Genomic DNA, 25,389 nt, shown 5'->3' with positions numbered 1-25,389 from the left:
GTTAAACGCTGGACTGATAGCAGGCTCAGTTCTTGCCGCATCGTTCCTGACTGGCAATCATATTAGCTGCGACCCTGACTGAAGCGTCTTATAGTTGGCTGGCAATTCAACCTCTTTTACCAATGCAGTAGGATGCGCCCACCAATCATTCCAAGAAGCCCCGTGATTGCGATGCCGAGCGTATACCAGATTGCAATAAACGGCATTCCAGATTCTGGACAGTGTAGTGAGTAGATGAGAACTCCTACGGCGCCAGCAACGATACCGGCGACAAGACCGGTCAGAGCAGGATTTGCCGGAGCAAGCCGTCGCATCGCAGCAAGCAGGAATCCAAGCATGGGAAGAGCTATGAGAACAATCAACCACGGACAGACCAACGCTGTCCGCCCCCATATCAACACTTCTGCTTGTCCGGGCTCAGCATTGAGCAACTGGATTGATGCCGCGCCCGCAAGACAAGCCAGCAGTATGGCAAGCGGCAACCAGTGCAATCCCGTGCGAACGGGCCGCGACAAGGTGAATAATGTGGGGATCAGTATCAATAAAAGCAGGACTGCATAGCCGAATTTCATCCAATAAGCGGCCGTGGTCATCGCCAACAGCAAATCGTGACGCGCGCCAAGGAAAACCAGCATAATCGCAAGCCCGCCTGCAATGCCTCCCGTCGCATAACGCATGAAAAGCTGGCGCATTGCATGAGGACCAACTGGTTTGATATCTGCTGTCAGCTTGTCGATCAGATCATCGGTCACGCGCTTTGCCTCCAAATCTTTGCGCTATTGTTGCAAGACCGCGGTGGATGGCGACTTTGACCGCACTCTGGCTCAAGCCGGTGTCACGTGCAGCTTCATCTATGGATTGTCCCTCGATTTTTACTTTGCGGATCAAACCTGCCGTGCGTTCGGAAACACCGCTCAACATCCTGTCCACGTCCATCCGCGCGTCGGTGGCTTCGGCTTCATCGGACACAGGAACATCTTCTTCCAGAGGTGTAGCAGGCTCACGCCCGTGACGGCGTAGATGATCGACGAGCTTGTGATGCGCAATTCCATTTACCCAGGGTAGAAACGCCATGCCTCGATCATAGGTTATGCGTCGGGTATGGATCGCCAGCAAAGTCTCCTGAATAAGGTCTTCTGCTTGCGATTTATCGCCGAAAAGACGCCGTAGAAAATAAGGTTTCAGTCGGCGCGACAAATCCTCAAGCAAGGTCCGATAGGCTGCCTTGTCTCCGTCGAGCGCCAATATCATCAGTTTTTTCAACCTCTCTTCGTTCGAATAGGTCAGGTTACAACTCCCAATCACCGGCATATTCGTGAAAGAAGCGGAAAAGGTTACATCTTCCGAAGAGATGATCACATCGCCGTGATCGGTGTAACCATTTGCCTCTGTCTGTCGAAACTCCTCCTGTTACGCGCCGCTGGCGCCCAGATGAACAGGAGTATCGTCATGACCATCAAACAAAACATCATCGTCCTTCCGGCGCTCGCCCTGCTTGCCGCTATATCTTTCACGCCGGTTTCTTTCGCGCAAGACGCGATGAAAACCGACACCATGAAGTCTGACACTATGAAGAAGGATTCTATGGGCAAGCATGACGCCATGAAAGGCGACGCCATGCATAGCGATACAAAAAAGAAAATGAAGAAACATGACGACAAAGCGATGAAGAGCGATGCCATGAAACAGGACGCGATGCAGTCCGACTCCATGAAAAAGCCTCAGTAATTGTTCTGGCCCGCCAGTCTTCCCTCACGATTGGCGGGCAAGTTACCGGAGCACAACATCATGAAACAGCTCGTCTATCGCCAGCGTCTGCTGACGCGGCTCACACACTGGATTTGGGCGGTAAGCCTCTTCTTTCTGCTGCTGTCAGGGCTACAGATATTCAACGCACACCCCACGCTCTATCTCGGTAACGAATCCGGTTTCGACTATGATAATGTCGTACTGGCAATTTATGCCGTCGATGGGGAAAGCGGCCCTGAAGGTCGTGTCGATATCTTGGGCAAAAGCTTCCAGACAACCGGTTTTCTCGGCGTATCGGGCGCCACAAGTGCTCCCGCCTATCAGGCATTTCCCCCTGCGTTGACCATTCCGTCTTATCGCGATCTGGCAACCGGACGTGTGGTTCACTTTTTCTTCGCATGGGTTCTGGTGGGCACACTCACGCTATGGTTGGTCGGCAGCGTTTTGAACGGGCATCTGAGGAACGAGTTACTGCCATCTGCATTGGATATAAAGAGCCTGCCCGGCGATATTCTGAACCATCTCAAGTTTCGCTTCCAGCATCGGAAAACATATAATCCTATGCAGAAACTGACCTACTGCATGGTGTTTTTCGGGCTTTTCCCGATGGTTATAATTACGGGGCTGGCCATGTCTCCCGGCATGGATGCCGTACTACCGCTAGCGGAATGGCTCGGCGGACGCCAGACAGCCCGCACTCTTCATTTTGTAGCCGTTTTCCTGCTTTGCGCATTCGTCGTCATTCATATCGTGATGGTGCTTGCGGCAGGTCCGTTCAACGAAATGCGATCGATGATTTCCGGGTGGTATCGCGCTGATCTTCCGAAAAGAGACGAGGACAGGTACCCATGAGCAAGCTGAATATTTCCCGACGACAGTTGCTAACTTTTTCCGGAGCCGCAGCCTCGTCCATTATATTGAGCGGTTGTGATGCTTTCGATTTTGTCGGCGACAACGAAAGCGCTACGCGGCATGTCCTCGAAAAGGCGAACGATCTGACCTACCTCATTCAACGGCAACTGCAGGGACATAATGCACTTGCAAGGGAGTATGGGGAAAGCGAGCTGCGTCAGGGTCAAAAACCGAATGGTGAAACCAATCCTGCAACAGAAGAATATGAAGCACTTCGCGCTGCCAATTTCTCAAACTATGTTTTGCAGGTAACTGGTCTCGTGGAAAAACCGGTAAGTTTTTCGCTGGAGCAACTGCGCAAAATGCCAGGGCGCACCCAGATCACCCGCCACGACTGCGTGGAAGGCTGGAGTACAATCGCCAAATGGACAGGTGTTCCCTTGAGCCAGATTCTCGATGTGGCACGCCCCACGTCATCCGCGCACTTTGTCGTCTTCCACTGCTTCGATAGGGTAGACGGCGCGAAAGGGGCAGCGTCATTTTATGGCAGCATAGATCTCATCGACGCTCGCCATCCGCAGACTATATTGGCCTACGGTCTCAACAATCAGGCCCTCCCGGTGGAGAACGGAGCTCCGCTTCGCTTACGCGTCGAGAGACAACTTGGATACAAGATGAACAAATACATCAAGTCGATTGAACTTGTCTCTAGCTTCGCAAACATTCAGGGTGGAAAAGGTGGATACTGGGAGGATCATGGATATGACTGGTATGGGGGAATATGACGCGTCGAAGCCGTCCGAGCCACTAGCCACTATAAACTGCATTGAAAAGGCGATTTGTATAACTCTTGACTGGCAATCAGATCCGCACATGACCGCTTTGCGCTTTATTGCCGTCATCTCGCTCCCAATTGCTTCTGATTGAAAGCTGGCATTAGCGAAGCAACTTCAGTCCTGTGAGCATCGTGACGCTTAGCGCGGCAGAAAGAGCCAAAATAGTGAGGCTCCAGCTCGCACCAAATTGCGTTATACTGGAAGCCATCGCTAACGGTGCAGTGGCGGACACGATTAATCTGGCTGATATGATTTTGCCCTGCATGGAACCGTAACCATCACTGCCGAACAGTGACAAAGGCAAGGTTCCTGAGACAATACTGAAGAGGCCGTTTCCAAAGCCAAAAAGACAGGCAAACATCATGGTCGCAATAATGGATGGAGCTCCGAATAGCAGAACAATGAGGGCTAGCCCCATCAAGGAGGCAGAGATTACTGCCAGACTGATCGGAGCGAGGTTTTTGCCACCGAGCATGTTGATCAGGCGGCTGGCCACCTGAGAAGGTCCGAATATCGCGCCAATAAATGCTGCAGAACCTGCAAGACCGAGCGCGCTCAACATCGGCACCATATGGACCAGAATGGCCGCTGCAACGAGAGCCTGCGTCGAGAATGCCACGAGAATAAGTACGAAACCTTTGCGCCGTTGATGGGCAGGCAGATCACCTGAAAAGGCGGTTGTGACTGTTTCATTCGTTGATCGTTTCCGACCACTCTTTGCAATAGAACGCGCGAGCAAAAGGTGTACCGGCACGCAGAGAAACAAATGGAGGCAAGCGAACAGCAAATAGGTCTGTTGCCAGGTAAGCCAATGTTGAAGGGTTGTTGTAATGGGCCAGAAAATTGTCGAGGCAAAGCCTGCAATCAATGTCAGGTAGGTGATGCTACGCTGGGCAACATTTGGAGCTAATTGCACCAATAATGCAAAGGCTGTTCCATATTGGACGAGGTTTGCGGCGATTTCGATGATCGTTAGCGCACCTGCAAACATCAAAGCATTTGGAGAAAGCGAACACAGTATGAGAGAGACGGCGGCCAGTATCGAGCCTATCGTCATCATGCGACCTGCGCCGTAACGATCAATCCATTTGCCTAACCAGGGAGCCAGAAAGCCCCCGGCTAGCAGAGCAACCGACAGCGCTCCGAAAATCCATTCGTTGGAAACGGAGAAGTCCCGCGCCATGGTTGGCGCGAGAATGCTGAAAGAATAATATAAGGTGCCGTAACCGATATTCTGGGTCAGTCCGAGACCGGCAATGGCCGCAATGGGAAGCCGTTCAGCGCTCATATTGATTTCAACGAAACACGCTTTTCGAGTTTGGCAGCTTCTTCCTTGCGCTCGCTATAACGGTCTGTGAGATCATCCGAGATGCCACGCGTCAGAAGTGTAAACTTCATTAGTTCTTCCATCACATCGACCACGCGATCATAGAACGACGAGGGTTTCATCCGTCCAGCGTCGTCAAATTCCTGCCATGCCTTTGCGACGGATGACTGGTTTGGAATGGTGATCATTCGCATCCAGCGCCCCAGAATGCGCATCTGATTGACGGCGTTGAAGCTCTGCGATCCGCCTGAAACTTGCATCAATGCCAAAGTTCGGCCTTGCGTCGGACGAATTGCTCCACCCGGCAAAGGAATCCAGTCGATCTGCGATTTCATGACAGCGCTCATGGCTCCATGACGTTCGGGACTGGTCCAGACTTGGCCTTCAGACCAAAGCATTGCCTCACGCAATTCCTGAACCTTCGAATGCTCTGCTGAACCATCGTCTGGCAAAGGAAGACCATTGGCATGAAAGACACGCGTTTCAGCACCCATCGCATCGAGCAGACGCTGCGCTTCCAGCGTCAGAAACCGACTATAGGAACGGTCACGAAGTGAGCCATAGAGCAAAAGGATACGAGGCTTATGCTTTGGAAAGTCGGCGCGTAATGCATCCAGGTCAGGCAATGCGAAGGAATTCTGATCGAGGTTCGGCAGGTCCATATCAGCGGGACTTTCTTTGATAGGTGATGACTTCTCCGTCCTCTTTGGTGAATGACGACACCGGGTTTTCCAGAATGTCGAGAACCAGTTCTGACGGACGGCACAGTCTGGTGCCAAGTGGCATTTCCACGATTGGACGATTGATCAGGATAGGATGCGCCATCATGAAGTCGACCAGTTCATCATCGGTCCATTTGGGATCGGACAATCCCAACTCGGCATATGGTGTGCCTTTCTCGCGAAGGAGTTCGCGAGGCGTCATCTGCATTGCTTGAAGCAATTCGACCAGTCGTTGTCGCGAAGGCGGATTTTGTACATATTCAATGACGACAGGCTCTTCGCCGCTGGCACGGATCAAGGCCAATGTGTTGCGAGAGGTGCCACAGTTCGGATTGTGATAGATCGTAACTGACATCAGAGTTTTCCTGTTTCCGTGACTGGCTTTTGATTGGCACCGCGTTCGTACCAGCCCTTGGAGCGGTTCACGATCCAGACGACCGAGAGCATGACGGGAACTTCAACAAGAACGCCAACCACTGTTGCGAGTGCTGCGCCAGATGAGAAGCCGAAAAGGCTGATTGCTGCTGCTACTGCCAGCTCGAAGAAGTTTGAAGCACCAATCAAAGCCGAGGGACCGGCGACGCAATGTTGCTCGCCTGAAATGCGATTCAACAGATAAGCGAGGCCGGAGTTGAAATAAACCTGGATGAGAATAGGGACGGCCAGCATCGCAATGATCATGGGCTGTGCGATGATCTGCTCTCCTTGAAATCCGAATAGCAGAACAAGTGTCGCCAAAAGCGCAATCAGGGACAGCGGCTGTAGCGTTTTGAGCATTGCATCGAAGGCTCGTTGTCCACCGCTGGCGAGAATGCTTCTGCGCAGGATTTGCGCGATAATCACCGGAATGACGATATAGAGGACAACCGACAGAACGAGCGTGTCCCACGGGACAGTAATTGCCGACAGTCCGAGCAGTAGCCCCACGATTGGGGCAAATGCCACAACCATGATAGCATCGTTCAGTGCGACCTGCGACAGCGTGAAATGCGGCTCGCCGTTGGTCAGGTTGGACCAGACAAACACCATTGCCGTGCAGGGGGCGGCCGCCAGAATAATCAGCCCAGCAATGTAGGAGTCGATCTGGTCTGCAGGTAGATAAGGGCGAAACAGCCAGCCGATAAATAGCCAACCGAGAAGCGCCATAGAGAATGGTTTGACGGCCCAATTGATAAAGAGCGTGACGCCGATGCCACGCCAGTGCTCAGTGACCTGTCTCAAGGCGCTGAAATCAATCTTGAGCAACATCGGAATGATCATGAGCCAGATGAGAATAGCGACTGGAATGTTGACCCTGGCGACTTCAGCAGATCCGATTGCATGAAATAGTGTCGGAAAGAAATGGCCCAGAGCTACGCCAGCGACAATGCAAAGAGCCACCCAAACAGTCAGATAACGTTCGAATGTGGACATCAGTTATTCTCCACATTTGTCTGTGTGCTACCTTCCATGGTGCCGATTTCTTTCAGATGATTTTGAATCGCAATGCGGTCTATAGTGGTGTGGGGAAGGCTCAGGAATGCTGATATCCGGTTCTTCAGAAAGCGGGCCGCCTGCGCAAAGGCGAGTTGCTTTTCTGCGTCATTTCCTTCAACAGCGGCAGGATCCTCAATGCTCCAGTGGGCTGTCATCGGATGACCAATCCAGACAGGACAGGCTTCTCCGGCAGCGTTATCACAAACCGTGAAAATGAAATCCATCCGAGGGGCGTCGGTACCTGAAAACACGTCCCAGCTTTTTGAGCTCAGATTCTCGGTGGAATAGCCCAGGGCGTCCAGCTCCGTGATTGCGAGAGGATTTACGTTGCCTTTTAGCTGACTACCCGCCGAATAGGCGTGAAAACGACCTTCGCCGTCCTTGTTCAGAATTGCTTCGCCCAAAATTGAGCGTGCGGAATTGCCCGTGCACAAGAAGAGCACGTTGTAGATCCGATCCGTCATTTTATCAGTCCGTTTATGGATGGCAGAATTCATCGGCCATGGGTTACTGGGCGACCGTCTTCGGTTCGCAACAGGGTGTCAGGCTTTTTATAAGAGGTGCGCAGAGCTCAGCACTGCCGCCACAGCAGTCCTTGATCATGAAAAGGGTCAGATCGCGAAAACGGTCGAGGTCGGCGCGATAGATGATCGAACGGCTCTGACGTTCGCCTTTCACAAGTCCAGCGCGAGATAATGTCGCCAGATGCGCGGACATCGTATTCTGCGGCACATCCAGCATGCGTGCCAATTCACCAGCAGGAATACCTGCAGGTTCGTGTTGCACCAACAGACGGAATGTATCCAGTCGTGTCGGTTGAGCCAGAGCAGCGAAAGCGATTATTGCTTCTTCATTTTCCATATATCTAGAATAATCGATATAAAAGGCCAGTCAATAGGCAAAGCTGTTTCGACACATTGTCGCCAGTTCGTAAAATTGTCCGGCTGCCTAGCTCCCAAGTCGCCCGGAGGCGTATTGCGCAAGACCTGGGGAATTCACAATTGATAGTTGGTACAGCAGCATTCATACATTGGCAGCATTGTTGATATGGATAGCCGCGGACCGCTGTTGAGAACCGCAGATTATATGACCAAGGAAGCATTTTTAGCGAAGCAGCCAGTCTGAGTTTACAGCAATGGAATTGGAGCCTTATTTGCTTTCTCCTTACATAAAGCGCATGATGATTATAACGACAGTAATTGAAACGGGTGCTGTCATTTGAGCTTCAAATGCCTGACCCGCAACAAAGGAGGACGAAATGTCTTCCATCGCGTTGAATTCCAGAAACATCACTATGATTTCGCGACTTCTAAGGGAGGCTCGCAAACCCGGCGACACACAAGATTTGCGCACTGATGCTGCACGTTATCTGGCGCGTCGATTTCAGGAGGGAACACGTGACGAAGGCCGGCTACAGATCGCCCTGACACAATTTATCAAAAAACATCGAAGAATGGCAAATGCCGTCGATCGTTGCGATGACGAAGGCGACGCAGTAAAAAGCGAAAAGTAATGGCCCTTTCATTTCCAAACCCCAGCAGAAGTTTCGATGATCTTGAGGTGGGCGTGCGATTTGTCGGCTACGATGGAATGACCTCCGTCCCATTTCTAATCGATAAGCCCGCCCTGGAGAAGAATGGCGCCATTGCAGCGACGGAATCATCGCTTCTTGCTGCCTTCGACGCCTCACGGAAACTGATCTACGATGCTGCTCGCGAGGTCTATTCACAGGCTCGGCAAACTTCCTATCGCATCACCGTGGAGGACATGAATTAGCTTTTTAGGCAACGATTGAGCCGGTCTGCCGTCGCAATTCAGCCTCAGTTGCTTTGCTCAAATTTAAAGCGCATGGTGCATGTCTCGACAGCTTTTGAAACGGGCGCTGTCGGTTGCGAGTGCATACTCCAGCCCCAATACAAGGAGGACGAAATGTCTTCCAAAATTATCAAGCCCTACTTTGGACCTACCGACTTTCGAATGATGCGTGAAATACTGCGACGCGCCGGCTATCGGCTTTACGATACCGCAGAAAACCGTGCCGCTCACATATTCGCAGCAAGGCTACTCATTCAGGAATTTCAATCTGGACGCTCATCATCGTGAGGGATACCGCAGGTTTCTCGGCAAGATGCCCGTAAGAATGTGGAAGTATCTCCAGCGGTGATTTGAACCATCACTGGACTGGTCCCGTAAAAGAATTAGTTAATTCCTCAAAAACAGGAAGTTTTCAAAATGCCCCGTGGTCAGAAAAGAAGTAACCGAGAAATAAGAAAGCCAAAGAAAGATAAGGTCAATGAGAAAAATGCGTCAACAGATGTTGTTGCAGGTCGCTTTAATACTCCTGCCAATGACTTGATCAAAACCAAACGGCATTAGTTATAGCTGTGTCTCCCACTTTGCTTGGTGAGGAGACACAACCTGTATCAGGATTTAATCATGCCAACATCTAAATTTAGTTCAATAGGCAATTTGTATTGCGAAGGAAAGAACCTCGGTTCTGTTAGCTACAGTATTTCCATACTCACGGAAGGCGAGAAGACGTTTACAAAGGGCGTCTTGTGGGCAAGCATGGATATACTCCGGTAGGCTTATCTAGGAGATCTTGTTCAATTATCATCGGAAAAAGGCAACGGTTTGCTGAACGTGGACGTAAAGAACGTCGGCACACATGGAAATGCTGACTTCATTATAGTTGGAAAGCAGACGTTTTAGGACGTTGCATACCAGTACTTAATAGACGTAGGAACCGAGCACCCACGCGACCAATCCGATGTCGATGCATATGATGAGAAACGCGATCAGATACACACTCAATTTACGATCCAAAGATTTTTGGGCTGACATTCTATCCTCGCCAGATTGATCACGTGTCATTGAGACGATGCCAGCCCGGTAAGCTCCTCGTGAAACAGGCCTCTCGATCCTTAATCGAAGTCGCCATATTCAGCTCAACGTCAGGAAACGCGGATTATCAGCCATGGGCCAACCTCAATCGGAGCCGCTTTCGAGGAGGCCATCGTAAGACCAAGGATTTTGCAGTGACTTGCGGGGCCGTATAGCCACCCTCATTCTCCCAGGCTTCCAGTTCTCTTTGATTGGATTGTGATAGCCGTTGGGCGCGGATTGCCAAAAGTATGTCCAGCATCTGCACAGGATCTTGGCTTCCGTCGCTGAAAATTTCACAAAGGTGTTTGGCAGCTTCCAGGCGAGTCTCTGGTTTTTCGCAACCCTCCAGCGAATATCCGGAACGTTGCAGGAAAGCACGAAGCGAAGGGAAATCTTCTGGGCCAAAGTAGGATAGACGTGAAGCGGAAGACATCGCGTGTCCTCCTTCATTTTGGGGCAGGAGATTATTCTCTCCCAACGACAGCGCCCGTTTCAACTGCTGTGCATAAAAAACAGTGCGCCTTTTCGACCTAAAGCGCAAGTAGACATTCGGGGGCGGCCCAAGCAAGGATATCTTCACATTTTTGCCAACAGTTTCCACTGACCCGGAAAACGGCGATGCCCTATTGGTCGAACGGGGGGATCGCACCTCCTGAACTGATCCGCGATCCCTTCGAAGCGCCGCCGAACGAACTCGCGGAAGCAAGAGTTCCCAGGTAGGTAGAATTCGTGCAAGCTATTCAGATAAGAGTGGTATAATCCATTTCAACGCGCAATAAGGCGCGTTCGATCGTTGAAGATCGGATTTCATCATGAAAAATGCCCAATGGATAAATTCCGCTTTTGGCGGAGCGATAGTTGGTGCGATTGCAACAATGGCTGTTGGCTTTACCTTCGGCGGCTGGGTCACGGGAGGGACGTCAGAACGTCTTATCGCGTCCAATATGTCTGACGGTGTGGCACTCGCGCTTACACCATACTGCCTGGAAAAATCGAAGAAAGATCCCGAGGCCGTAAAGGTGATGGCCGAATACAAAGCCGCACCGGCCTATTCGCGCCGCACGCTTATCGAAAAATCCGGCTGGGCCACGCCGTTGGGAGCGGAACAACCGAATGCTGCGCTCGCCACAGCATGTAGCAATGCGCTTGCTAAAGCGCTTTAGCGCGAATGCAAGCGTGCATTAACAGGAGGCTGAAATGAAAAAGGAGCGTTCATCCACATCGTCTGAACACAATCAACCTGTACGTCCGCGCCATGAAGAGGATCAGGCTGCCAGTAAAGGCGACCTTAGAAATGCTCATCGGCAGATGAGTGAACACTCCCGGGATTGGACCAGGCTTGCAAACATCTTGCGACGTGCGTGCGGTGGATTTTCCCGCTCGCGCACGGGACGTCATGGACCGAGAGGTGGTAAACCCGATGAGAAATGATACAACCGCACTCGAACGGAAGGTTCTGGCTCACGAACAGATACTTCAGGTCCTTATCGGCCATCTGGCTGAGACTGAGCCCAAGTTTCTGGATCGATTGAAGGCAGTGTTTACCCGTCATCATAATCTTGGAGTAAATGAGCAGGACTATTTTGACACAGCTCAATATGCAGAGCAATTCATTCGTGAAATTGAGAAAATGCAGGAATACAAAGCAACAAGATAATCTTCGTTGGCTCATTGGAATCTAAGAAAAATTCGAAGGCAACTACTATCGCCTTTCAATCACTGCTGGAAGCATTATCGCGCTTAAATCTTGGACTTGCTTATCGCGCTCCGCACACGACGCTTGAACCGGGCTATTCGGCGACATAAACGGATAGTCAATTAAAGGCTCCACTCCAAGAACGCAGAGCCCAGTTTCGTCGAACAGAGCACATTGCCAACCCAAAAATGCGGAGTGTTGGTTGGTGGCCAGTATTCGAATAAAAAACGTGTGCCGACTGCCAATCGAACCAAGCGGCTCCTTTTTATCTGCCATCCTCAAACAGGATGAGAACACCATCGTTTATGGTTCTTCTATTAAACCTGACAGCCTCATAGAAACGCCCGGGAGGACTTCAGCTCACCATCAATTGCTCCGGCAGACGATAAGAAAGGGAATGTAATGATTGTAAACGTTGGAGCCGCAAGGCGCGAATGGGCAGATACAGCCACAATCTATAACGAAGCACTCAGAGTATCTCATACAGAAGCTACATCTGATGGAGGCCTGCAGATCAGTTTCGTAGCATGCGCCATTCATGGTCGAGAGCGTGGTTCATCCCATTATCGATATACCGTCATCCTTACATCAAGCGAGTTGGCGATCCTAACTGCACAAACTAAACTTGATTGAGCGAGACTGTGAGCCTCGAAGGAGCCGGCCACTAATTGGTATAAACGTTAAACGCTGGACTGATAGCAGGCTCAGTTCTTGCCGCATCGTTCCTGACTGGCTATCAGCGCATCGCCCACTGGCAGGGCTCAAATGTTCTTATCCTTTCACGGTACTAGCAAGGGTTGTCTGCCTTGCGCTGTGTGACGTTTAATCCGGATGTTCTCGTCAGCCGGAAGTAGCAGGACTCGGCAACATTCAACTAAAGGATTTATAGTTAGGATAAGAAGCTTTACCGCGCTTATACGTAGGGCTCGTCGGTTGCGGCTGGCGTTGGCAGGCAGCCAATGCGATCGACGTGCCCAGTTGCCACGGACGTTGTCTCGCTGAGCTCGATACCGAGTGGAGCTGAGCAGTGTTCGACACGGGGTCGCACTTCCTTGAAATCTTTGCGCGACAACGCAATCGAGTTCAAGCTTCAAGCCCCTTCCAAAGACGGCTTTGCTTTCCAGCGAAATAGCGAGGCGCGATCACTATGAGCTTGCCCCCAATGAAACAACTTTGCTATCATTGATTAGCGAGGAGACCTGAATATGTTTAGAACGCCAACATATACTGTCGGAGCTTTTCTCTTTGGATTTTTTGGCTGGAGCCAACTTGCTGCTGCTGCTGATCCATGTGCGGGTGTCGATCAAAGCCTCACCAAAGAGAACAAGGCGCAGTATGCTACACTTATCGCCAAGAGCCTGGATAAGAAGGTGAAGCCCACGAGCATTGAAATTGATACGGCTCTTCGTTCTGGAACCTGGACCGTCATATACGCATCGACGCCTATTGCTGACCCAGGCTATTTTTTCTTCGACAGTTCCTCCGGGGCACCAGTGTTCAAGGACGTTTGGGGTGGTATGCCTGATGACGGAGATGGGCCTGTTTTGATTAAATGGGCGCGTAAATTGGGGGCCAACAAGGAAATCTCGTCTTGCTTTTCGCACGTCGTGATGAGTAACTGATGCTTTGATCCGGTCCGGTCTGAGGTGCGTTGAGTTGTGCGCTTCCGATTAAGTAACCGATAGCTCGCGATCGCGTCTGCGGACTGTAAGGTGCGGATTCCGAGTCTTGTTGGCGTATTTGCGTCTAAAAAGTTTTGGCTACAGTAAGTCACTGTAGATTGCTGTTATCCAGATCGCGTCAAGCAAGAGCCATAACACACCCAACCACATGATTGTACGGCTGTTATCGGTTCTCATAGCCACAAGCGCGATGAGTAGTCCTGCGGCAATCCGTGCCAGATACCACGGTCCAAGCTGCTCGAAGTGTTCTCTACCTTTGATATAGGTGTCCATCAGATCGAACACGAAGGAAGCGGCAAACAGCGCAAAGAAAGCATGTCGCCTGCGCAAAAAGAAACTTTCCCGTTCTGACAATTCCTGAATGTGGTCGGGATAAAGCAGCGTTGACATCAAAAAGAACAATGATGTGTAGATCAGAACAAAAATGTATATCCAGAAATGCCAGTTCTGGATCTCGCGAAGTGCAAACTCCCACCACCAGAAATGAATAGCCCCAAGCAGCAAGGCAATCGACCAGACAATCTGCGCATGCATGCGATCGGTTCTCACCGGCTCTTGGAGTCTTCTGGAAAGGCCGGAAAGGACGCGAGTGATGGAAAGGCCGAGAATGAGGCTCACCAATATCCGCAGATGTCCGTACGCGTCCATTTCAAGGCTCCGTGATCGTTCGATTGTCCGCTGCACCTTATGCTTAAAGCGGCTGGCTATTCAACACGCGTGGACGTCGTGAGGCCGTTCGCCAGCGATTTAGCTCAGTACTGTGCGGGCGACGACCCTGACCTCGTTCATACTTCGATATTTGCCAGTGGTTCAGTGAGTGTATTGATCAGTGCTCTCAGACCTGACGATACGTGGCGACGCCCCGAGTGATACAGGCACAGTCCCGGAAATGCGGGGCACCAGTCTTCCAGAACCCGCTTTAGGCGACCGTCTTCCAGCGCATCTGCCGCAAGGTGATCGGGCACGAACGCGATGCCGATCCCGTCGATTGCGGCTTCAACCATTAGCGGTTGGTCACTCAATGTGAGAGGACCGGAAACGTTGATCCGTTCGACAGCGCCCAAATGTTCAAATTCCCATCGGAAAATTGCTCCACTTTCAAACCGGAAGCGGATGCAATCGTGGCGGTATAAATCCCGCGGTAAGACTGGATGTCCTCGACGCTCGAAGTACTCTGGGGATGCAACAGCCGCAAAGCGCACCTCTCCCATTATCGGGATGGCCACCATGTCTTTCGGCACTGCCTCCGCCAATCGGATCCCGGCATCGAAGCCATCGGCGACGATATCGCTGAGCCTACCATCGCTGACTATGTCGAGATGGACCTGAGGATACTCTCGCAGGAAGCGTGCGAGCACCGGCCGCAATACCATCCGGATAGCCCCTTCGCTGGCATTGATCCGTACGGTTCCACTCGGGACCGGATCATTTCCCTCCAGATCCTTAACGGCTTCCTCAATTGAAGCCACCGCAGGGCGCAGTTTTGCGGCAAAGCGCTCTCCTGCCTCCGTCAACGAGACGCTGCGAGTCGTTCGGTTGAACAGGCGGACGTTCAACCGCTCTTCGAGAACCTTGATCGAATGGCTGATCGCCGAAGGCGTCATGTTGAGTTCCTGAGCGGCGCTCCGAAAACTGCGATGGGTCGCGACCGCTAGGAATGCGGCGAAGGCCGCCAGATCGTTGCCCTTAGATTGGTGAATTGCTTTCATCATCACGGCAAGAATTGCTCAGATTGTTTCGGTAGTCAACGCGTCATAAAGTGGGACGGGGCGGGTTACCGGATGGTTTCTCGCAAGGGCCAGGCCGCCAACCCCACCAGTGGCCCGCGAAGAGAGGAGAAATTAATGAAGATGAAAGCTGTTGTGATGACCGGGGCGAACCGCCCCTGGGAAGTTCAAGAGGTTCCCGTACCCAAGGCAGAGCCAGGACTAGTCCTTGTGAAAGTTCACGCATCCGGCATGTGCTATACGGACGTCTGGGCGACCCAGGGCGCAGGCGGTGACATCTATCCGCAAACCCCCGGTCACGAGGTGGTCGGCGAGATTGTTGAGGTCGGTGCGGGCGTTCATACACGCAAGGTGGGAGACCGGGTCGGCACCACCTGGGTGCAGTCCTCTTGCGGCCGATGCTCGTACTGCCGCCAGAACCGACCATTGACCGGCCAGACGGCCATGAACTGCGATTCACCCAGAACGACCGGTTTCGCGACGCAAGGCGGGCACGCAGAGTACATCGCGATCTCGGCCGAAGGTACTGTGTTGTTGCCCGATGGGCTCGACTATACGGATGCCGCGCCTATGATGTGCGCGGGCTATACCACCTGGAGCGGTCTGCGCGATGCGGAGCCGAAGCCCGGTGACAGGATCGCGGTGCTGGGCATCGGCGGGTTGGGCCACGTCGCACTACAATTCTCCAAAGCATTGGGATTCGAGACCATCGCGATCACGCATTCACCGGACAAGCACAAGCTGGCCACCGATCTCGGCGCTGACATCGTCGTCGCCGATGGCAAGGAGCTGCTGGATGCCGGAGGTGCGGACGTTCTTCTGGTTACGACAAATGACTTCGACACCGCCGAAAAGGCGATCGGGGGAGTAAGGCCCGACGGGCGCATCGTCCTTTGCGGACTAGACTTCAGTAAGCCGTTCTCTATCCCGTCCGACGGCAAGCCGTTCCACATGATGCGTCAACGGGTGATTGGTTCCACGCATGGGGGACAGCACTATCTAGCCGAAATTCTTGACCTTGCCGCGAAGGGGAAGGTCAAGCCAATTGTCGAAACCTTCTCGCTGGACCAGGCAACGGAGGCTTATGATCGGCTTTCTTCCGGCAAAATGCGGTTCCGTGGTGTGTTTCTACCCTCCCATGGATAATAATCTCGTGTTTATAGGAGTTCTGGCGATCCCGTATCGCCGGAATTTCTTTCGTTCAAGAACGGAGCGATGCGTTTTGGCGGATGAGATCTTTAGCGCGGTGGCTGCGTGGCGTTCCGTCATGTCGTCAATCGTTCTGGCACGTTCCAATATGGAGTATGCGACCACTCTGCTGCTGGCAGACGTGGCGGAAAGCTCAGAAAGGCTTAAAGTTGGATGGGACTGTTCCTCTTCGAGCAGGAAGTGCTGCAAAAACTCTTTTCCTTGTTACGTCCATGGAATTACGCTCGGATTTTTGACTTTGCGAATTCTGGGATAATACTCCTCAGCCACAGGAAGTGAGGAACAGTGGGTGGCCAGTTCGAACCCCTTCAAGAGCTTAGCTAAACACAGTTGGTTTGCAGTGGCCCCGAAGCAGTCATCCAGTACCGCCCCTTTGACCAGGCCACTCTCACGTCGCCATGTGCCGATCCCATATCTGCATCAGTGCTGTCACAGCTTCGTTGATATCGCCGCCATCAGCACCGTCCCGCGCTTCAAATGCAATTCCCATCAGGAAGGTATGAAATAGGTTCGCTAGCCCCCGAATATTCGTGGTGCTGACAAGCTCTCCCGCATCGACCGCACGCCTGATGCAGGTTTCGATGCCTCCACGATTTCGCATCCGGTCGGCTGCGAGCACATCATCTACGTGACGATTTTCGGGCGCACAGTTGCTGGCACCGAGGATCATCAAGCATCCTGGCGGGTGCGTCTTATCGGTTTGCATCTTTGCTGAAAGCCTCAGAGCGGTCTCGATAGCTTCGCGCGGTGGTAGTGTCTCATCCTTCAGGCTCGCGGTTACGCGCCCGTAGGAGGACTGATAGCGCAGAACGACCTCGTCGAAGAGGGCTTCCTTAGACCCAAAGGCCGCATAAAAACTTGCCGGAGAAATGTCTCCCATCGCAGCTTTCAGTTGATTGAGAGAGGTCGGCTCATAGCCTTGCTCCCAGAATAGGATCATCGCGGCATCCAGTGCCTTCTCCCTGTCAAACGCTCTTGGCCGCCCCGTTCGAGCCATAATATACCTCCGTAAATTTATTCTGTACTATTCGATCCAGAATATCTTGCCAAGTGGTTGTGATATAGATATCTGGATCATTCGATCCATATATCAAGGCGCATATAGTCGATGAAAGCTACCGAATCTGACAACGATACCGAACGATTGCCCATTGCTGGCTTACTCGCACTGGCGATGACTGGCTTTATTTGCATTCTCACAGAGACGCTCCCCGCGGGGCTACTGCCGCAAATCACTGACGGTTTGGGCGTTTCTCCATCCCTCGCTGGCCAGATGGTGACCGTCTACGCCCTCGGTTCGCTGCTAGCGGCGATTCCTTTGACCATTGCCACAAGCAGTTGGCGGCGCAGGACAGTCCTGCTGTCCACCATCATTGGGTTTCTGATCTTCAACTCGGTTACAGCGATTTCGTCCAACTATACGCTTACCTTGGTCGCACGTTTCTTTGCCGGCGTTGCCGCTGGTTTGGCCTGGAGCCTTTTGGCAGGCTATGCAAGACGCATGGTCCCCTCATACCAACAGGGGAAGGCAATGGCGATCGCTATGGTAGGCACGCCGATCGCGCTGTCGCTCGGCGTGCCGATGGGGACATGGCTTGGTGCGCGGATCGGCTGGCGAACCGCCTTTTGGATTATGTCGATATTGACATTGGTCCTGATCGGCTGGGTCGTAATGAAAGTGCCTGACTATCCAGGCCAGAAGAAGGGCGATCGACTGCCACTGCTTCGGGTATTTTCAACCCCCGGTGTTCGACCAGTCCTTTCCGTTGTCATTGCATGGATGCTCGCTCACAACATTCTCTACACCTACATCGCGCCCTTCGTTGAGTCGGCCGGGATGCAGGATCGGGTCGACCTTGTTCTCCTGGTCTTTGGATTGGCTGCGCTCGTCGGTATCTGGATGGCGGGAAAGCTGGTCGACCGTCTCTTGCGAGCAACCGTGCTGACCAGTTTGGCCGCCTTCGGGCTGGTATCCCTGCTTTTCGGAATCGTTTCGATCTCGCCTTGGGTGATATATGGTGGCGTTGCCATTTGGGGCCTAACATTCGGCGGCGCCGCAACGCTCTTGCAAACCGCCCTGGCTGACACCGCGGGTGATGGTGCAGACGTTGCACTGTCGATGAACGTCGTCGCCTGGAATGGCGCCATCGCAGGTGGCGGGATCATGGGCGGTATTCTTTTGGATGCGTATGGACCCACGGCGTTTCCCTGGGCGCTGACCGTTCTGCTCGTCATCGCCCTTCTGATCGTTTGGTCCGGACGGGTGCGCGGATTTACGCCAGGTGCACGTACCTCCAACGCAAAGGGGGGGGACACTGACGCCTCACTAAGACAATCATCGGTCCTATCGTTGCGGCGATGGGGGAGCCATGTCTCCTATTGGCGCGTAGTAACAACGGGTCAGCGGTTCGATTTCGTTCAATGCGAAAATGCTATATCGCTTTTTGTGATGTGAGTTCATGCCGAAGCGCAACCTCGGTGTTCCTTTTCTACATGAATGGCGTCATGTTTGTACCGAGGTGAAGTGGAACAGAGATCTTGACTAGCGATCTGAACAAAGCTTTGACTTAGGTGGCGGGTTAAAAGCCGCTCCTATATTCTTGACTCTACGTCAAAAACAAATGAGCCGCTAACAAATATTCCGCCCAATAAACTTATGCGACCGTCTTTTGACGTGGGTGTCGCTCTTGCGCGTCTCGGAGAGGGACTTGAGCAGTCGCCAGTGGAGAGAGGGAACATCGAAGAGTTCTGGTTTGTCGAGACCTTTCATCGCTGTGGTTCAATGAGGACTTGATGTTGCAGAAGGTGGTGCGCGATATTCGCTCAACCGATCACGCCCTGACCATTGCCCGCGATGGGATGACAAGCCAAACACATGTGCTGTCGTTCAATATGGGCTGCCTGAGAACTATTCGTGTTGCTCACCGGGGTCGACCTCGGTTTCGAAGAAGATGACCAGTTGTTGCTAGCGCGCCAGATGTTAGGGCGGCGGTTTACCGGCCGTCGCGCCTCGTCAAAACTGCCGGGTTCATTGAACAGGTGCTGGCGAGGCCATTGGTTTCAGCCAGCATCATCGCCGCAAGCTCGATATCTCACCCCGTGCTGCCCTTCTCGTCTTGTGCGAAATGATCGGAGGGTCGGAGGTTTTGCGTTTGGGGCGTTTTTACAAGATGCAGTCAAGGCTACCCGGATGACCGACGCATTTCCTGGAACCTTCACCACAACGTCAGAATCTATTGGAAATACGGCGGACAGCTTCATTTTTAGAAGGTTGCTTATACGTTGGGGGCACCGATCATCATACTCGCTACTATCCGAAAGGCGGGCAATTCCATGATCAATACGTTCGATCTAAACAGGTATTGACAATGAACCTAATCATAGATAAATTATATCTACGATTAGGAGATTCATTATGAAACTGAGCGAAGGCGTTGAGCAGGCTATCCACTGCACGGCATTCCTGGCCGGACTGTCCGACGACGGCGTCCTGTCGGCAGCAGCACTAGCCGAACTCCACGGCGTATCGACGAGCTATCTATTGAAGCACCTGCAGGCGCTCTCGGGCGCCGGGATAGTCGCGACGACGCCGGGACCGAGGGGCGGCTACCGCTTGGCCAAGGCCCCGAAGGATATCAGCCTACTCGACATCGTCCTTGCGGTCGAAGGACCGGCACCCGCCTTCCGGTGCGCCGAGATCCGCCAGCGGGGGCCAAACCCTCTGCCGCAGCGCTACTTTACCAAGCCCTGTCAGATCAACGCTGCAATGCTGAAGGCCGAGAAGGCCTATCGCGCAGAACTCGCCAAGGTGTCCGTTGCGGACCTTCTGGCTGATCTCGGTGCTGACGACGACGGCGGTATCGCCGCCCGCGGATGCGCCTTCCTCGAACTCCACGAACGCAAGACGGGCAAGCGCGCCTCGTCATAGGAGAAAGCACCATGACCAAGATGAAGAAGGTCGTTGTGATCGGCGGCACGGGCCTTATCGGCTCAAAGGCAGTGAAGCTGCTGGAAGACGCCGGCCACGAAGCCGTCGTCGCAAGCTCTCGCAACGGTATCAACGTCTATACGGGAGAAGGGTTGGCCGAAGCCCTCGCAGACGCAGACGCCGTCATTGATGTGTCGAACATAATGTCCTTTGGCAAGGAAGCACTCGTCGACTTCTTTGGGACGTCAAGCAGGAACCTGACGAGCGCGGAAAAGGCCGCTGGCGTGCGCCATCACGTCGTCCTATCGGTCGTCAACGCGGACGGTCTTGCCGCCAATCCCTACATGGCGGGCAAAGTGGTGCAGGAGGAGACTGTCGCAACCTCGGGCCAAGGTTATACAATCATCCGGGCAACGCAGTTTCATGAGTTCATCGAGACCCTGGTCGGCGCCTATTCAGCCGACGGTAGCGTGAAGGTACCGGATATCGACTTACAGCCGATAGCAGCCGACGACGTCGCCGCCACTCTGGTGGAGACTGCGCTAGGCGAACCGAAGAACGGAAATATCGATCTTGCTGGGCCGGAACGGGCATCGTTCGAATCCATCGTCCGGATGTATCTCGATGCGAAGGAGGACGCTCCTGTCGTAGAAGCGGACTCTGAAGTCGAGTACTTCGGCGCCCCAGTCGTCAATGGATCGCTTGTCCCAGGCGGAGACTGCATTAAAGGCCGGATCACGATCGCCGAATGGCTTAACGCTTAGCCCACAGCAAATTAGGAGAAAAATCATGAAGAAGTTCATCTATGTTGCCGCTGTGCTCGCGGCCTCTTTGGTCACAGCTCAGGCTCACGACGTCACGAAGCCTGCGCTCGCATACGATACGAAGGACGCCAAGGTCACCCTGGTCTACGAACAGCTTCTTCCTGACGTTCCAGGCAAGAGCGTCAAGGGCGTCCTCGTCGAGTACGGCCCCGGCGGCTACAGCTCCGCCCACACGCATGCGAAGTCCGCGCTGATCTATGCCACGGTCCTAGAAGGCGCGATCCAGAGCGCCGTGAACGGTGGCGAGACGAAGACCTTTACCGCCGGTCAGAACTTCACCGAGCTGCCGGGCGACCTGCACGATGTATCCGCCAACGCCAGTAAGACAGAGCCGGCGAAACTGCTCGCTGTCTTCGTCGTCGATACAGACGATACCGCCCTGACGACCCCGCGCAAACCGTAGTCAGACGACACGGTTCCTGAACCTTCTTAATTTTTGACCGAGCAAGGGCGGCTCTCCGGCTTATGAAGAGTCGCGCCTCAAGAAAGGAAAACAACATGTCCCGAATGAACTGGTCCCAAGTCGCACCCGAAGGTGCCAAGGCGCTGTATGGTGTTCACCATTACGTCACAGCTAAGACGAACCTGCCGGAAGAGCTGATACACCTCGTCTTTCTGCGCGTGTCGCAGATTAATGGTTGCGCCCACTGCATTGACATGCACAGCCGTGATCTGCGCAAAACGATGTCAGTGGACAAGATCACTCTACTGCCGGTCTGGGACGAGGTGCCTTATCTGTTCAACGATCAGGAACGGGCCGCTCTCGCTTGGGCCGAGGAAGTGACAAATGTCAGCCAGACCCATGCCTCCGACGAGGCTTATGCCGCGGCCTCAGCCGCCTTCGAACCGAAGGACCTCGTCGATTTGACTATCACGATCGCCGCGATGAACGCGTTCAATCGCCTCGGCGCGCCGTTCCGGCTTCCGGTGGCAGCCAAGGCTTGATTTCTCCAATGTGTGCGTTCTGCTTCGGCCTGAGCGTAACAACCTCACCGAGGCCGCACACCATTAAGAAACAGCGCTACAGCAGAGGCGACAGTGGCCTGCGCCTCCCCTTCCGTGGGGGGAGGTCGTAATCCGAGCACAACCTGCAAATGAAGATTGTCCCGGATCATTCCAACGAAATGCCCGGCAACAAGCAAAGGATCGTCTATCTGAATTTCTTTGCGGTCGGCTGCAGCCTGGAGAACTTTAGCGAGATGAGCCGTGGTGCGGCCCGGGCCCTTCTCATAAAACTCGCGCGCAAGATCGGGAATTCGACCAGCTTCAGTGATAATGATACGATAAATACCCAGGACTGGAGGGCTCATGTAAACCGCAAGTAAGTGAGTTCCAAAAACTGTCAGCGTGTTGGGCAAGTCATTTTGGGTATTGTAGTCTAGAGAGAGTGCTGAGATTGCGCGATCAGCACTGTCGGCGACCAGAGCCAGAAACAATCCTTCCTTGTTCCCAAACTCGCTGTAGATTGTTCGCTTTGATCCACCTGTACGCTCAATGATCGCATCGATACTGGTGGTGGCGTAGCCTTGCTCGAAAAAAAGCTGAGCTGCGGCACGAAGTATAGCCTGCCGTCGAAGTTGTGTCCGTTCGCTTTTCGTGGCGGTCACTTATATCTGCCTTTTCAATATTGCTGCTTGACTGGTAATTGGCATTACCGTATCTGTCAACGGTAATGGCAATTACCAATTGGTGCAAACATGTCGACCAGTAAGAAGAAAATCGTTGGCCTGGTATTTTGTCTCATTGCGATTGCAACCGCTGCAGGAGGCTGGATGTGGACGCGCTCGACTGAGCGAGCGACGACTGACAATGCCTACGTTCGTGCCAATACAACCTCTATAGCACCCAAGGTAACCGGATATGTCACCGTCGTAGAAGTGGCCGATAATCAGACGGTGCGAGCTAATGACGTCTTGTTCAGAATCGATGACTTAGATTTCCGCGCCCGTCTGTCGCAAGCTGAAGCAAATTTGCAGGCCGCACAGGCTCATATCGAAAATGTAGAAGCTGAGATCCAGCTGCAGCATATTTTGGTCAAGCAGGCGATGGCGCAGAAGCAGGCGGCACAAGCAGATCTTGCTCTTGCTGTCAAAGCGTCCCAGCGACAGCGTGAACTCGTTCGAACACATTCGGTCAGCAGGGCGCAGGTCGACGAAAGCGATGCTGCCAGATCAAAAGCAGAAGCCGCTTTGCTAGGTGTAGAGGCCGCGTTCGAGGCACAAGAAGCACGCATAAAAGTTCTCACAACACAAAAGGAAGCTGTCCTGGCTGCTGTGCTGCTGGCCAAGGCTGCGCGTGATCTGGCCCAAATTGATCTCGACAATACAGTCGTTCGCGCTCCCTTTGAGGGTGTTATTGGTAACCGTCAGGTCCGCGTCGGACGCCTCGTATCCCCTGGAGCCTCCTTGATCGATCTGGTGCCAATCAAGGACGTATGGATTGTCGCAAATTTCAAAGAGACACAGATCGAGAACATTCAACCCGGCCAGTCAGCTCAAGTAACGCTCGACGCCTACCCAGGAATAATTATCGACGGAAAAGTTGATAGTTTTGCGCCGGGTAGCGGATCCACATTCAGTCTTCTTCCTGCTGATAACGCAACCGGCAATTTTGTCCGTGTCGTGCAACGTGTTCCAGTCAAGATCAAACTTGTTCAGAACCCAATTCCTGGTCGCCTGGTTCCCGGACTTTCTGCCCGGGTTCAGATCATTATGGGGAGCGAGGGCTGATGATCTCTCGCCGAAACGTCTCGATCCAGACCAGGCAGAATACAGGATGCCTCCTCCTCGCTGGCATTGTGATTGCCACTTTGACTGACGCGATTGCGGGTACAGCTTTGACACTTGCCAAAGGTGACATGATCGGTGACCTATATGCAACTCCAGATGAATTTGCATGGCTCGATGTCGGGTATACGACTTCGAAAATGATTGGGTTCCTGACAGCGTCCTGGATAGCGAGGACTGTCAATATGCGCGTTATCGTTGTTGTAGCAACCTTGACAATAACAGTGGCAAGTGCAGTCACAGCTCTGACGATCCGACTGGACTTGCTGATTGTTATGCGCGCATGTCAGGGGTTTTCGGGAGGAATTTTACTGGTTATCGGACAAACAGTAATTTTCCGAGATTTTCGCGCTTCTCGCCAACCATTGCTGCAAGCCTTGTTTGCAATAGGGGCTGTCGTTGCACCAGCAACTATCATACCGGCCCTCCAGGGATGGCTATTGGACAACTATTCATGGACATGGATTTTTCTCTCAGTAGTTCCTATCGGACTGCTGGCTGCCGGGCTTGTGCTCCTATCAGAAGAACCCATCGATAACCATATTCCCTATAGGCGCTTTGATTGGAGTGGCTTTCTACTCGCATCGATCACGCTTTTCTGCCTCGTCTATGTGCTCAGCCAAGGCGACCGTTGGAACTGGTTCGATGAACGTCGCATCCGGTGGCTGACCGGAATAGGTGTTGTGACACTTTGCATGTTTGTCGGTCAACAAGCGAGCCGGCCTGAGGATGACGGACTGCTCGAACTGAGCGTTTTCAGATCAGTCAATTTTACGTTCGCATTCATAGTAAGTTTTGTAGCTGGTGCAGCGCTATTTGGAAGCAGCTATTTGATTCCGAATTTCGCAGTCTCCGTTTTGGCTTTCACGCCAACGGATACCGGTGTTCTTTTGCTTGCCAGTAGCATTTTTTTTGTATTTTCGCTTCTCTTATCTGCCTTTTTCATCCAGGGCCTCGGTGTCTCTCCAATTGCCACCGTACCTTTCGGAATTGTCATGCTTATGACTTCTATGTGGCTCTTGTCAGGCTCAGCGATCGATAGCGGAATAGGCGACATGAGAAACGCCGTTCTCCTGCGGGGCTTGAGCCTCGGCTTTCTATTTCTTTCCATTACCTTGATCGCATTCAGTACGGTGAGCGCGTGCAGCCTCCCTGCTGCGATTGGAATCTTCAACACTGGTCGCCAGTTCGGCGGTCTCCTAGGTGTAGCTTGTCTTCAGTCTCTAATGACGCGGCATATTGCAGGCAATGTATCGGTGCTCGGCAGCCATATTACAGCTGGATATTCTGCTGTAGGTGAACGATTGGGAACTAGTGCGGCAGTTCTTGAGGCTCGCGGGATGACTACTGTGGCTGCAGATCAGGCGTCCAGGTTTTTTTTGGGCAAGGCTGTCGCAGTCCAATCTACGGTAATCGCTTTCGATACGGCATTTCTCACGGTTGCCTTGCTTTTCGTTTTCGCTTCGCCGGCATTGATACTCACCAAGATCATTCTGACGCGAATGGCGAGCACCCAAAATACCCCGCAGGTAAATTCTGTAGATTATCGGGACAAGGAGCTATCCACCTTTACCTCCGACAAGAGTCACAACGGCAGTCGCAAGCATTTATAACCGCAGTACAAGCCCTGTTTAGTAATTCGTGCGCGAGACCTATAACCATCATTCATAGTCTCCGATTGGAAAACAT

General features: G+C 52.8%; 29 protein-coding genes. 17 read left to right on the top strand and 12 right to left on the bottom strand.

Annotated features, from left to right (window positions below; genetic code table 11):
* Positions 1-116: 116 nt before the first annotated feature.
* Together RT142_RS11750 and RT142_RS11745 are read right to left on the bottom strand one after the other, a co-directional pair.
* On the bottom strand, positions 117-752 hold the full coding sequence (locus RT142_RS11750) for an NrsF family protein (protein WP_171380380.1): 636 nt from the start codon (positions 750-752) through the stop codon (positions 117-119).
* Positions 742-1,251 (bottom strand): sigma-70 family RNA polymerase sigma factor, encoded by a 510-nt coding sequence (locus RT142_RS11745; protein WP_171380621.1) that lies wholly within the window; start codon positions 1,249-1,251, stop codon positions 742-744. Before RT142_RS11745 ends, RT142_RS11750 begins: the two co-directional genes overlap by 11 nt.
* A 198-nt stretch (positions 1,252-1,449) precedes the next feature.
* Here RT142_RS11745 and RT142_RS11740 point away from each other — a divergent pair, with 198 nt between their 5' ends.
* From RT142_RS11740 to RT142_RS11730, 3 genes are read left to right on the top strand one after another with little or no spacing between them, the layout of a single operon-like run.
* Positions 1,450-1,728, top strand: a complete 279-nt coding sequence (locus tag RT142_RS11740; RefSeq protein WP_029926454.1) for a pentapeptide MXKDX repeat protein — start codon at positions 1,450-1,452, stop codon at positions 1,726-1,728.
* 60 nt (positions 1,729-1,788) lie between these two features.
* Positions 1,789-2,601: a cytochrome b/b6 domain-containing protein gene (locus RT142_RS11735; protein WP_171380381.1), complete on the top strand. Its 813-nt coding sequence runs from the start codon at positions 1,789-1,791 to the stop codon at positions 2,599-2,601.
* Positions 2,598-3,386 carry a molybdopterin-binding protein gene (locus RT142_RS11730; protein WP_313028705.1) on the top strand — a complete coding sequence of 263 codons (789 nt, stop codon included), beginning with the start codon at positions 2,598-2,600 and terminating at the stop codon, positions 3,384-3,386. The genes RT142_RS11735 and RT142_RS11730 overlap by 4 nt, the downstream gene beginning before the upstream one ends.
* A 151-nt stretch (positions 3,387-3,537) precedes the next feature.
* On the opposite strand, the gene arsK is transcribed toward RT142_RS11730, so the two are convergent.
* The 6 genes from arsK to RT142_RS11700 are packed head-to-tail and all read right to left on the bottom strand — an operon-like array spanning position 3,538 to position 7,823.
* The gene (arsK, locus tag RT142_RS11725; protein WP_171380383.1) at positions 3,538-4,725 is read right to left on the bottom strand and encodes an arsenite efflux MFS transporter ArsK; all 1,188 of its coding nucleotides are present in this window, start codon (positions 4,723-4,725) and stop codon (positions 3,538-3,540) included.
* On the bottom strand, positions 4,722-5,426 hold the full coding sequence (gene arsH / locus RT142_RS11720; protein WP_171380384.1) for an arsenical resistance protein ArsH: 705 nt from the start codon (positions 5,424-5,426) through the stop codon (positions 4,722-4,724). Before arsH ends, arsK begins: the two co-directional genes overlap by 4 nt.
* A 1-nt stretch (position 5,427) precedes the next feature.
* Positions 5,428-5,841 carry an arsenate reductase (glutaredoxin) gene (gene arsC / locus RT142_RS11715; protein WP_171380385.1) on the bottom strand — a complete coding sequence of 138 codons (414 nt, stop codon included), beginning with the start codon at positions 5,839-5,841 and terminating at the stop codon, positions 5,428-5,430.
* On the bottom strand, positions 5,841-6,899 hold the full coding sequence (gene arsB / locus RT142_RS11710; protein WP_313028702.1) for an ACR3 family arsenite efflux transporter: 1,059 nt from the start codon (positions 6,897-6,899) through the stop codon (positions 5,841-5,843). Before arsB ends, arsC begins: the two co-directional genes overlap by 1 nt.
* Entirely contained in the window at positions 6,899-7,426 is a 528-nt protein-coding gene (locus RT142_RS11705; protein WP_171380387.1) for an arsenate reductase ArsC, read from the bottom strand. The genes arsB and RT142_RS11705 overlap by 1 nt, the downstream gene beginning before the upstream one ends.
* Before the next feature lie 43 nt (positions 7,427-7,469).
* The gene (locus RT142_RS11700; RefSeq protein WP_171380388.1) at positions 7,470-7,823 is read right to left on the bottom strand and encodes an ArsR/SmtB family transcription factor; all 354 of its coding nucleotides are present in this window, start codon (positions 7,821-7,823) and stop codon (positions 7,470-7,472) included.
* 397 nt (positions 7,824-8,220) lie between these two features.
* On the opposite strand from RT142_RS11700, the gene RT142_RS11695 reads away from it, so the two are divergent.
* The 6 genes from RT142_RS11695 (at position 8,221) to RT142_RS11670 (ending at position 13,166) form a co-directional block, all read left to right on the top strand.
* Entirely contained in the window at positions 8,221-8,475 is a 255-nt protein-coding gene (locus RT142_RS11695) for a hypothetical protein (RefSeq protein ID WP_122066533.1), read from the top strand.
* Entirely contained in the window at positions 8,475-8,738 is a 264-nt protein-coding gene (locus RT142_RS11690) for a DUF1488 domain-containing protein (protein WP_171380389.1), read from the top strand. Before RT142_RS11695 ends, RT142_RS11690 begins: the two co-directional genes overlap by 1 nt.
* Before the next feature lie 153 nt (positions 8,739-8,891).
* On the top strand, positions 8,892-9,065 hold the full coding sequence (locus RT142_RS11685; RefSeq protein WP_171380390.1) for a hypothetical protein: 174 nt from the start codon (positions 8,892-8,894) through the stop codon (positions 9,063-9,065).
* 1,595 nt (positions 9,066-10,660) lie between these two features.
* A complete protein-coding gene (locus RT142_RS11680) occupies positions 10,661-11,011 on the top strand; it encodes a hypothetical protein (RefSeq protein WP_007881804.1) in 351 nt (116 codons plus the stop codon).
* A 257-nt stretch (positions 11,012-11,268) separates the two neighbouring features.
* Positions 11,269-11,505 (top strand): hypothetical protein, encoded by a 237-nt coding sequence (locus RT142_RS11675; protein WP_094543862.1) that lies wholly within the window; start codon positions 11,269-11,271, stop codon positions 11,503-11,505.
* Between the two features lie 1,244 nt (positions 11,506-12,749).
* Positions 12,750-13,166 (top strand): hypothetical protein, encoded by a 417-nt coding sequence (locus RT142_RS11670; protein WP_112808309.1) that lies wholly within the window; start codon positions 12,750-12,752, stop codon positions 13,164-13,166.
* Positions 13,167-13,304: 138 nt separating this feature from the next.
* Here the strand turns inward: RT142_RS11670 and RT142_RS11665 are convergent, their stop codons facing one another.
* Together RT142_RS11665 and RT142_RS11660 are read right to left on the bottom strand one after the other, a co-directional pair.
* Positions 13,305-13,844 carry a hypothetical protein gene (locus tag RT142_RS11665; RefSeq protein ID WP_235819074.1) on the bottom strand — a complete coding sequence of 180 codons (540 nt, stop codon included), beginning with the start codon at positions 13,842-13,844 and terminating at the stop codon, positions 13,305-13,307.
* Positions 13,845-14,011: 167 nt separating this feature from the next.
* Entirely contained in the window at positions 14,012-14,938 is a 927-nt protein-coding gene (locus RT142_RS11660) for a LysR family transcriptional regulator (RefSeq protein WP_007881816.1), read from the bottom strand.
* A 132-nt stretch (positions 14,939-15,070) separates the two neighbouring features.
* Between RT142_RS11660 and RT142_RS11655 the strand changes: the two genes are divergently transcribed.
* Complete coding sequence (locus RT142_RS11655; protein WP_235972539.1) at positions 15,071-16,099, top strand: alcohol dehydrogenase catalytic domain-containing protein; 1,029 nt, start codon at positions 15,071-15,073, stop codon at positions 16,097-16,099.
* Positions 16,100-16,550: 451 nt separating this feature from the next.
* Here the strand turns inward: RT142_RS11655 and RT142_RS11650 are convergent, their stop codons facing one another.
* Positions 16,551-17,159, bottom strand: a complete 609-nt coding sequence (locus tag RT142_RS11650; RefSeq protein WP_171380391.1) for a TetR/AcrR family transcriptional regulator — start codon at positions 17,157-17,159, stop codon at positions 16,551-16,553.
* A gap of 111 nt (positions 17,160-17,270) precedes the next feature.
* On the opposite strand from RT142_RS11650, the gene RT142_RS11645 reads away from it, so the two are divergent.
* From RT142_RS11645 to RT142_RS11625, 5 genes are all read left to right on the top strand, one after another.
* Complete coding sequence (locus tag RT142_RS11645) at positions 17,271-18,617, top strand: MFS transporter (protein ID WP_313028697.1); 1,347 nt, start codon at positions 17,271-17,273, stop codon at positions 18,615-18,617.
* Between the two features lie 960 nt (positions 18,618-19,577).
* Entirely contained in the window at positions 19,578-20,090 is a 513-nt protein-coding gene (locus RT142_RS11640) for an RrF2 family transcriptional regulator (RefSeq protein WP_171380392.1), read from the top strand.
* A gap of 11 nt (positions 20,091-20,101) precedes the next feature.
* Positions 20,102-20,854 carry an SDR family oxidoreductase gene (locus RT142_RS11635; RefSeq protein WP_171380393.1) on the top strand — a complete coding sequence of 251 codons (753 nt, stop codon included), beginning with the start codon at positions 20,102-20,104 and terminating at the stop codon, positions 20,852-20,854.
* Between the two features lie 25 nt (positions 20,855-20,879).
* Positions 20,880-21,317 (top strand): cupin domain-containing protein, encoded by a 438-nt coding sequence (locus tag RT142_RS11630; protein ID WP_171380394.1) that lies wholly within the window; start codon positions 20,880-20,882, stop codon positions 21,315-21,317.
* A gap of 95 nt (positions 21,318-21,412) precedes the next feature.
* Positions 21,413-21,859 carry a carboxymuconolactone decarboxylase family protein gene (locus tag RT142_RS11625; RefSeq protein WP_171380395.1) on the top strand — a complete coding sequence of 149 codons (447 nt, stop codon included), beginning with the start codon at positions 21,413-21,415 and terminating at the stop codon, positions 21,857-21,859.
* Between the two features lie 44 nt (positions 21,860-21,903).
* On the opposite strand, the gene RT142_RS11620 is transcribed toward RT142_RS11625, so the two are convergent.
* Complete coding sequence (locus RT142_RS11620; RefSeq protein ID WP_171380396.1) at positions 21,904-22,521, bottom strand: TetR/AcrR family transcriptional regulator; 618 nt, start codon at positions 22,519-22,521, stop codon at positions 21,904-21,906.
* 90 nt (positions 22,522-22,611) lie between these two features.
* Between RT142_RS11620 and RT142_RS11615 the strand changes: the two genes are divergently transcribed.
* Positions 22,612-23,643 carry an HlyD family secretion protein gene (locus RT142_RS11615; protein ID WP_171380397.1) on the top strand — a complete coding sequence of 344 codons (1,032 nt, stop codon included), beginning with the start codon at positions 22,612-22,614 and terminating at the stop codon, positions 23,641-23,643.
* Complete coding sequence (locus RT142_RS11610; RefSeq protein ID WP_171380398.1) at positions 23,643-25,313, top strand: DHA2 family efflux MFS transporter permease subunit; 1,671 nt, start codon at positions 23,643-23,645, stop codon at positions 25,311-25,313. The genes RT142_RS11615 and RT142_RS11610 overlap by 1 nt, the downstream gene beginning before the upstream one ends.
* The last annotated feature ends 76 nt before the right edge of the window (positions 25,314-25,389 follow it).

Origin of the sequence: Brucella sp. (assembly GCF_032066345.1) — a bacterium.
In the GTDB taxonomy this organism is placed as follows: domain Bacteria; phylum Pseudomonadota; class Alphaproteobacteria; order Rhizobiales; family Rhizobiaceae; genus Brucella; species Brucella pseudogrignonensis.
This window is presented reverse-complemented; position numbering and strand designations above follow the sequence as displayed.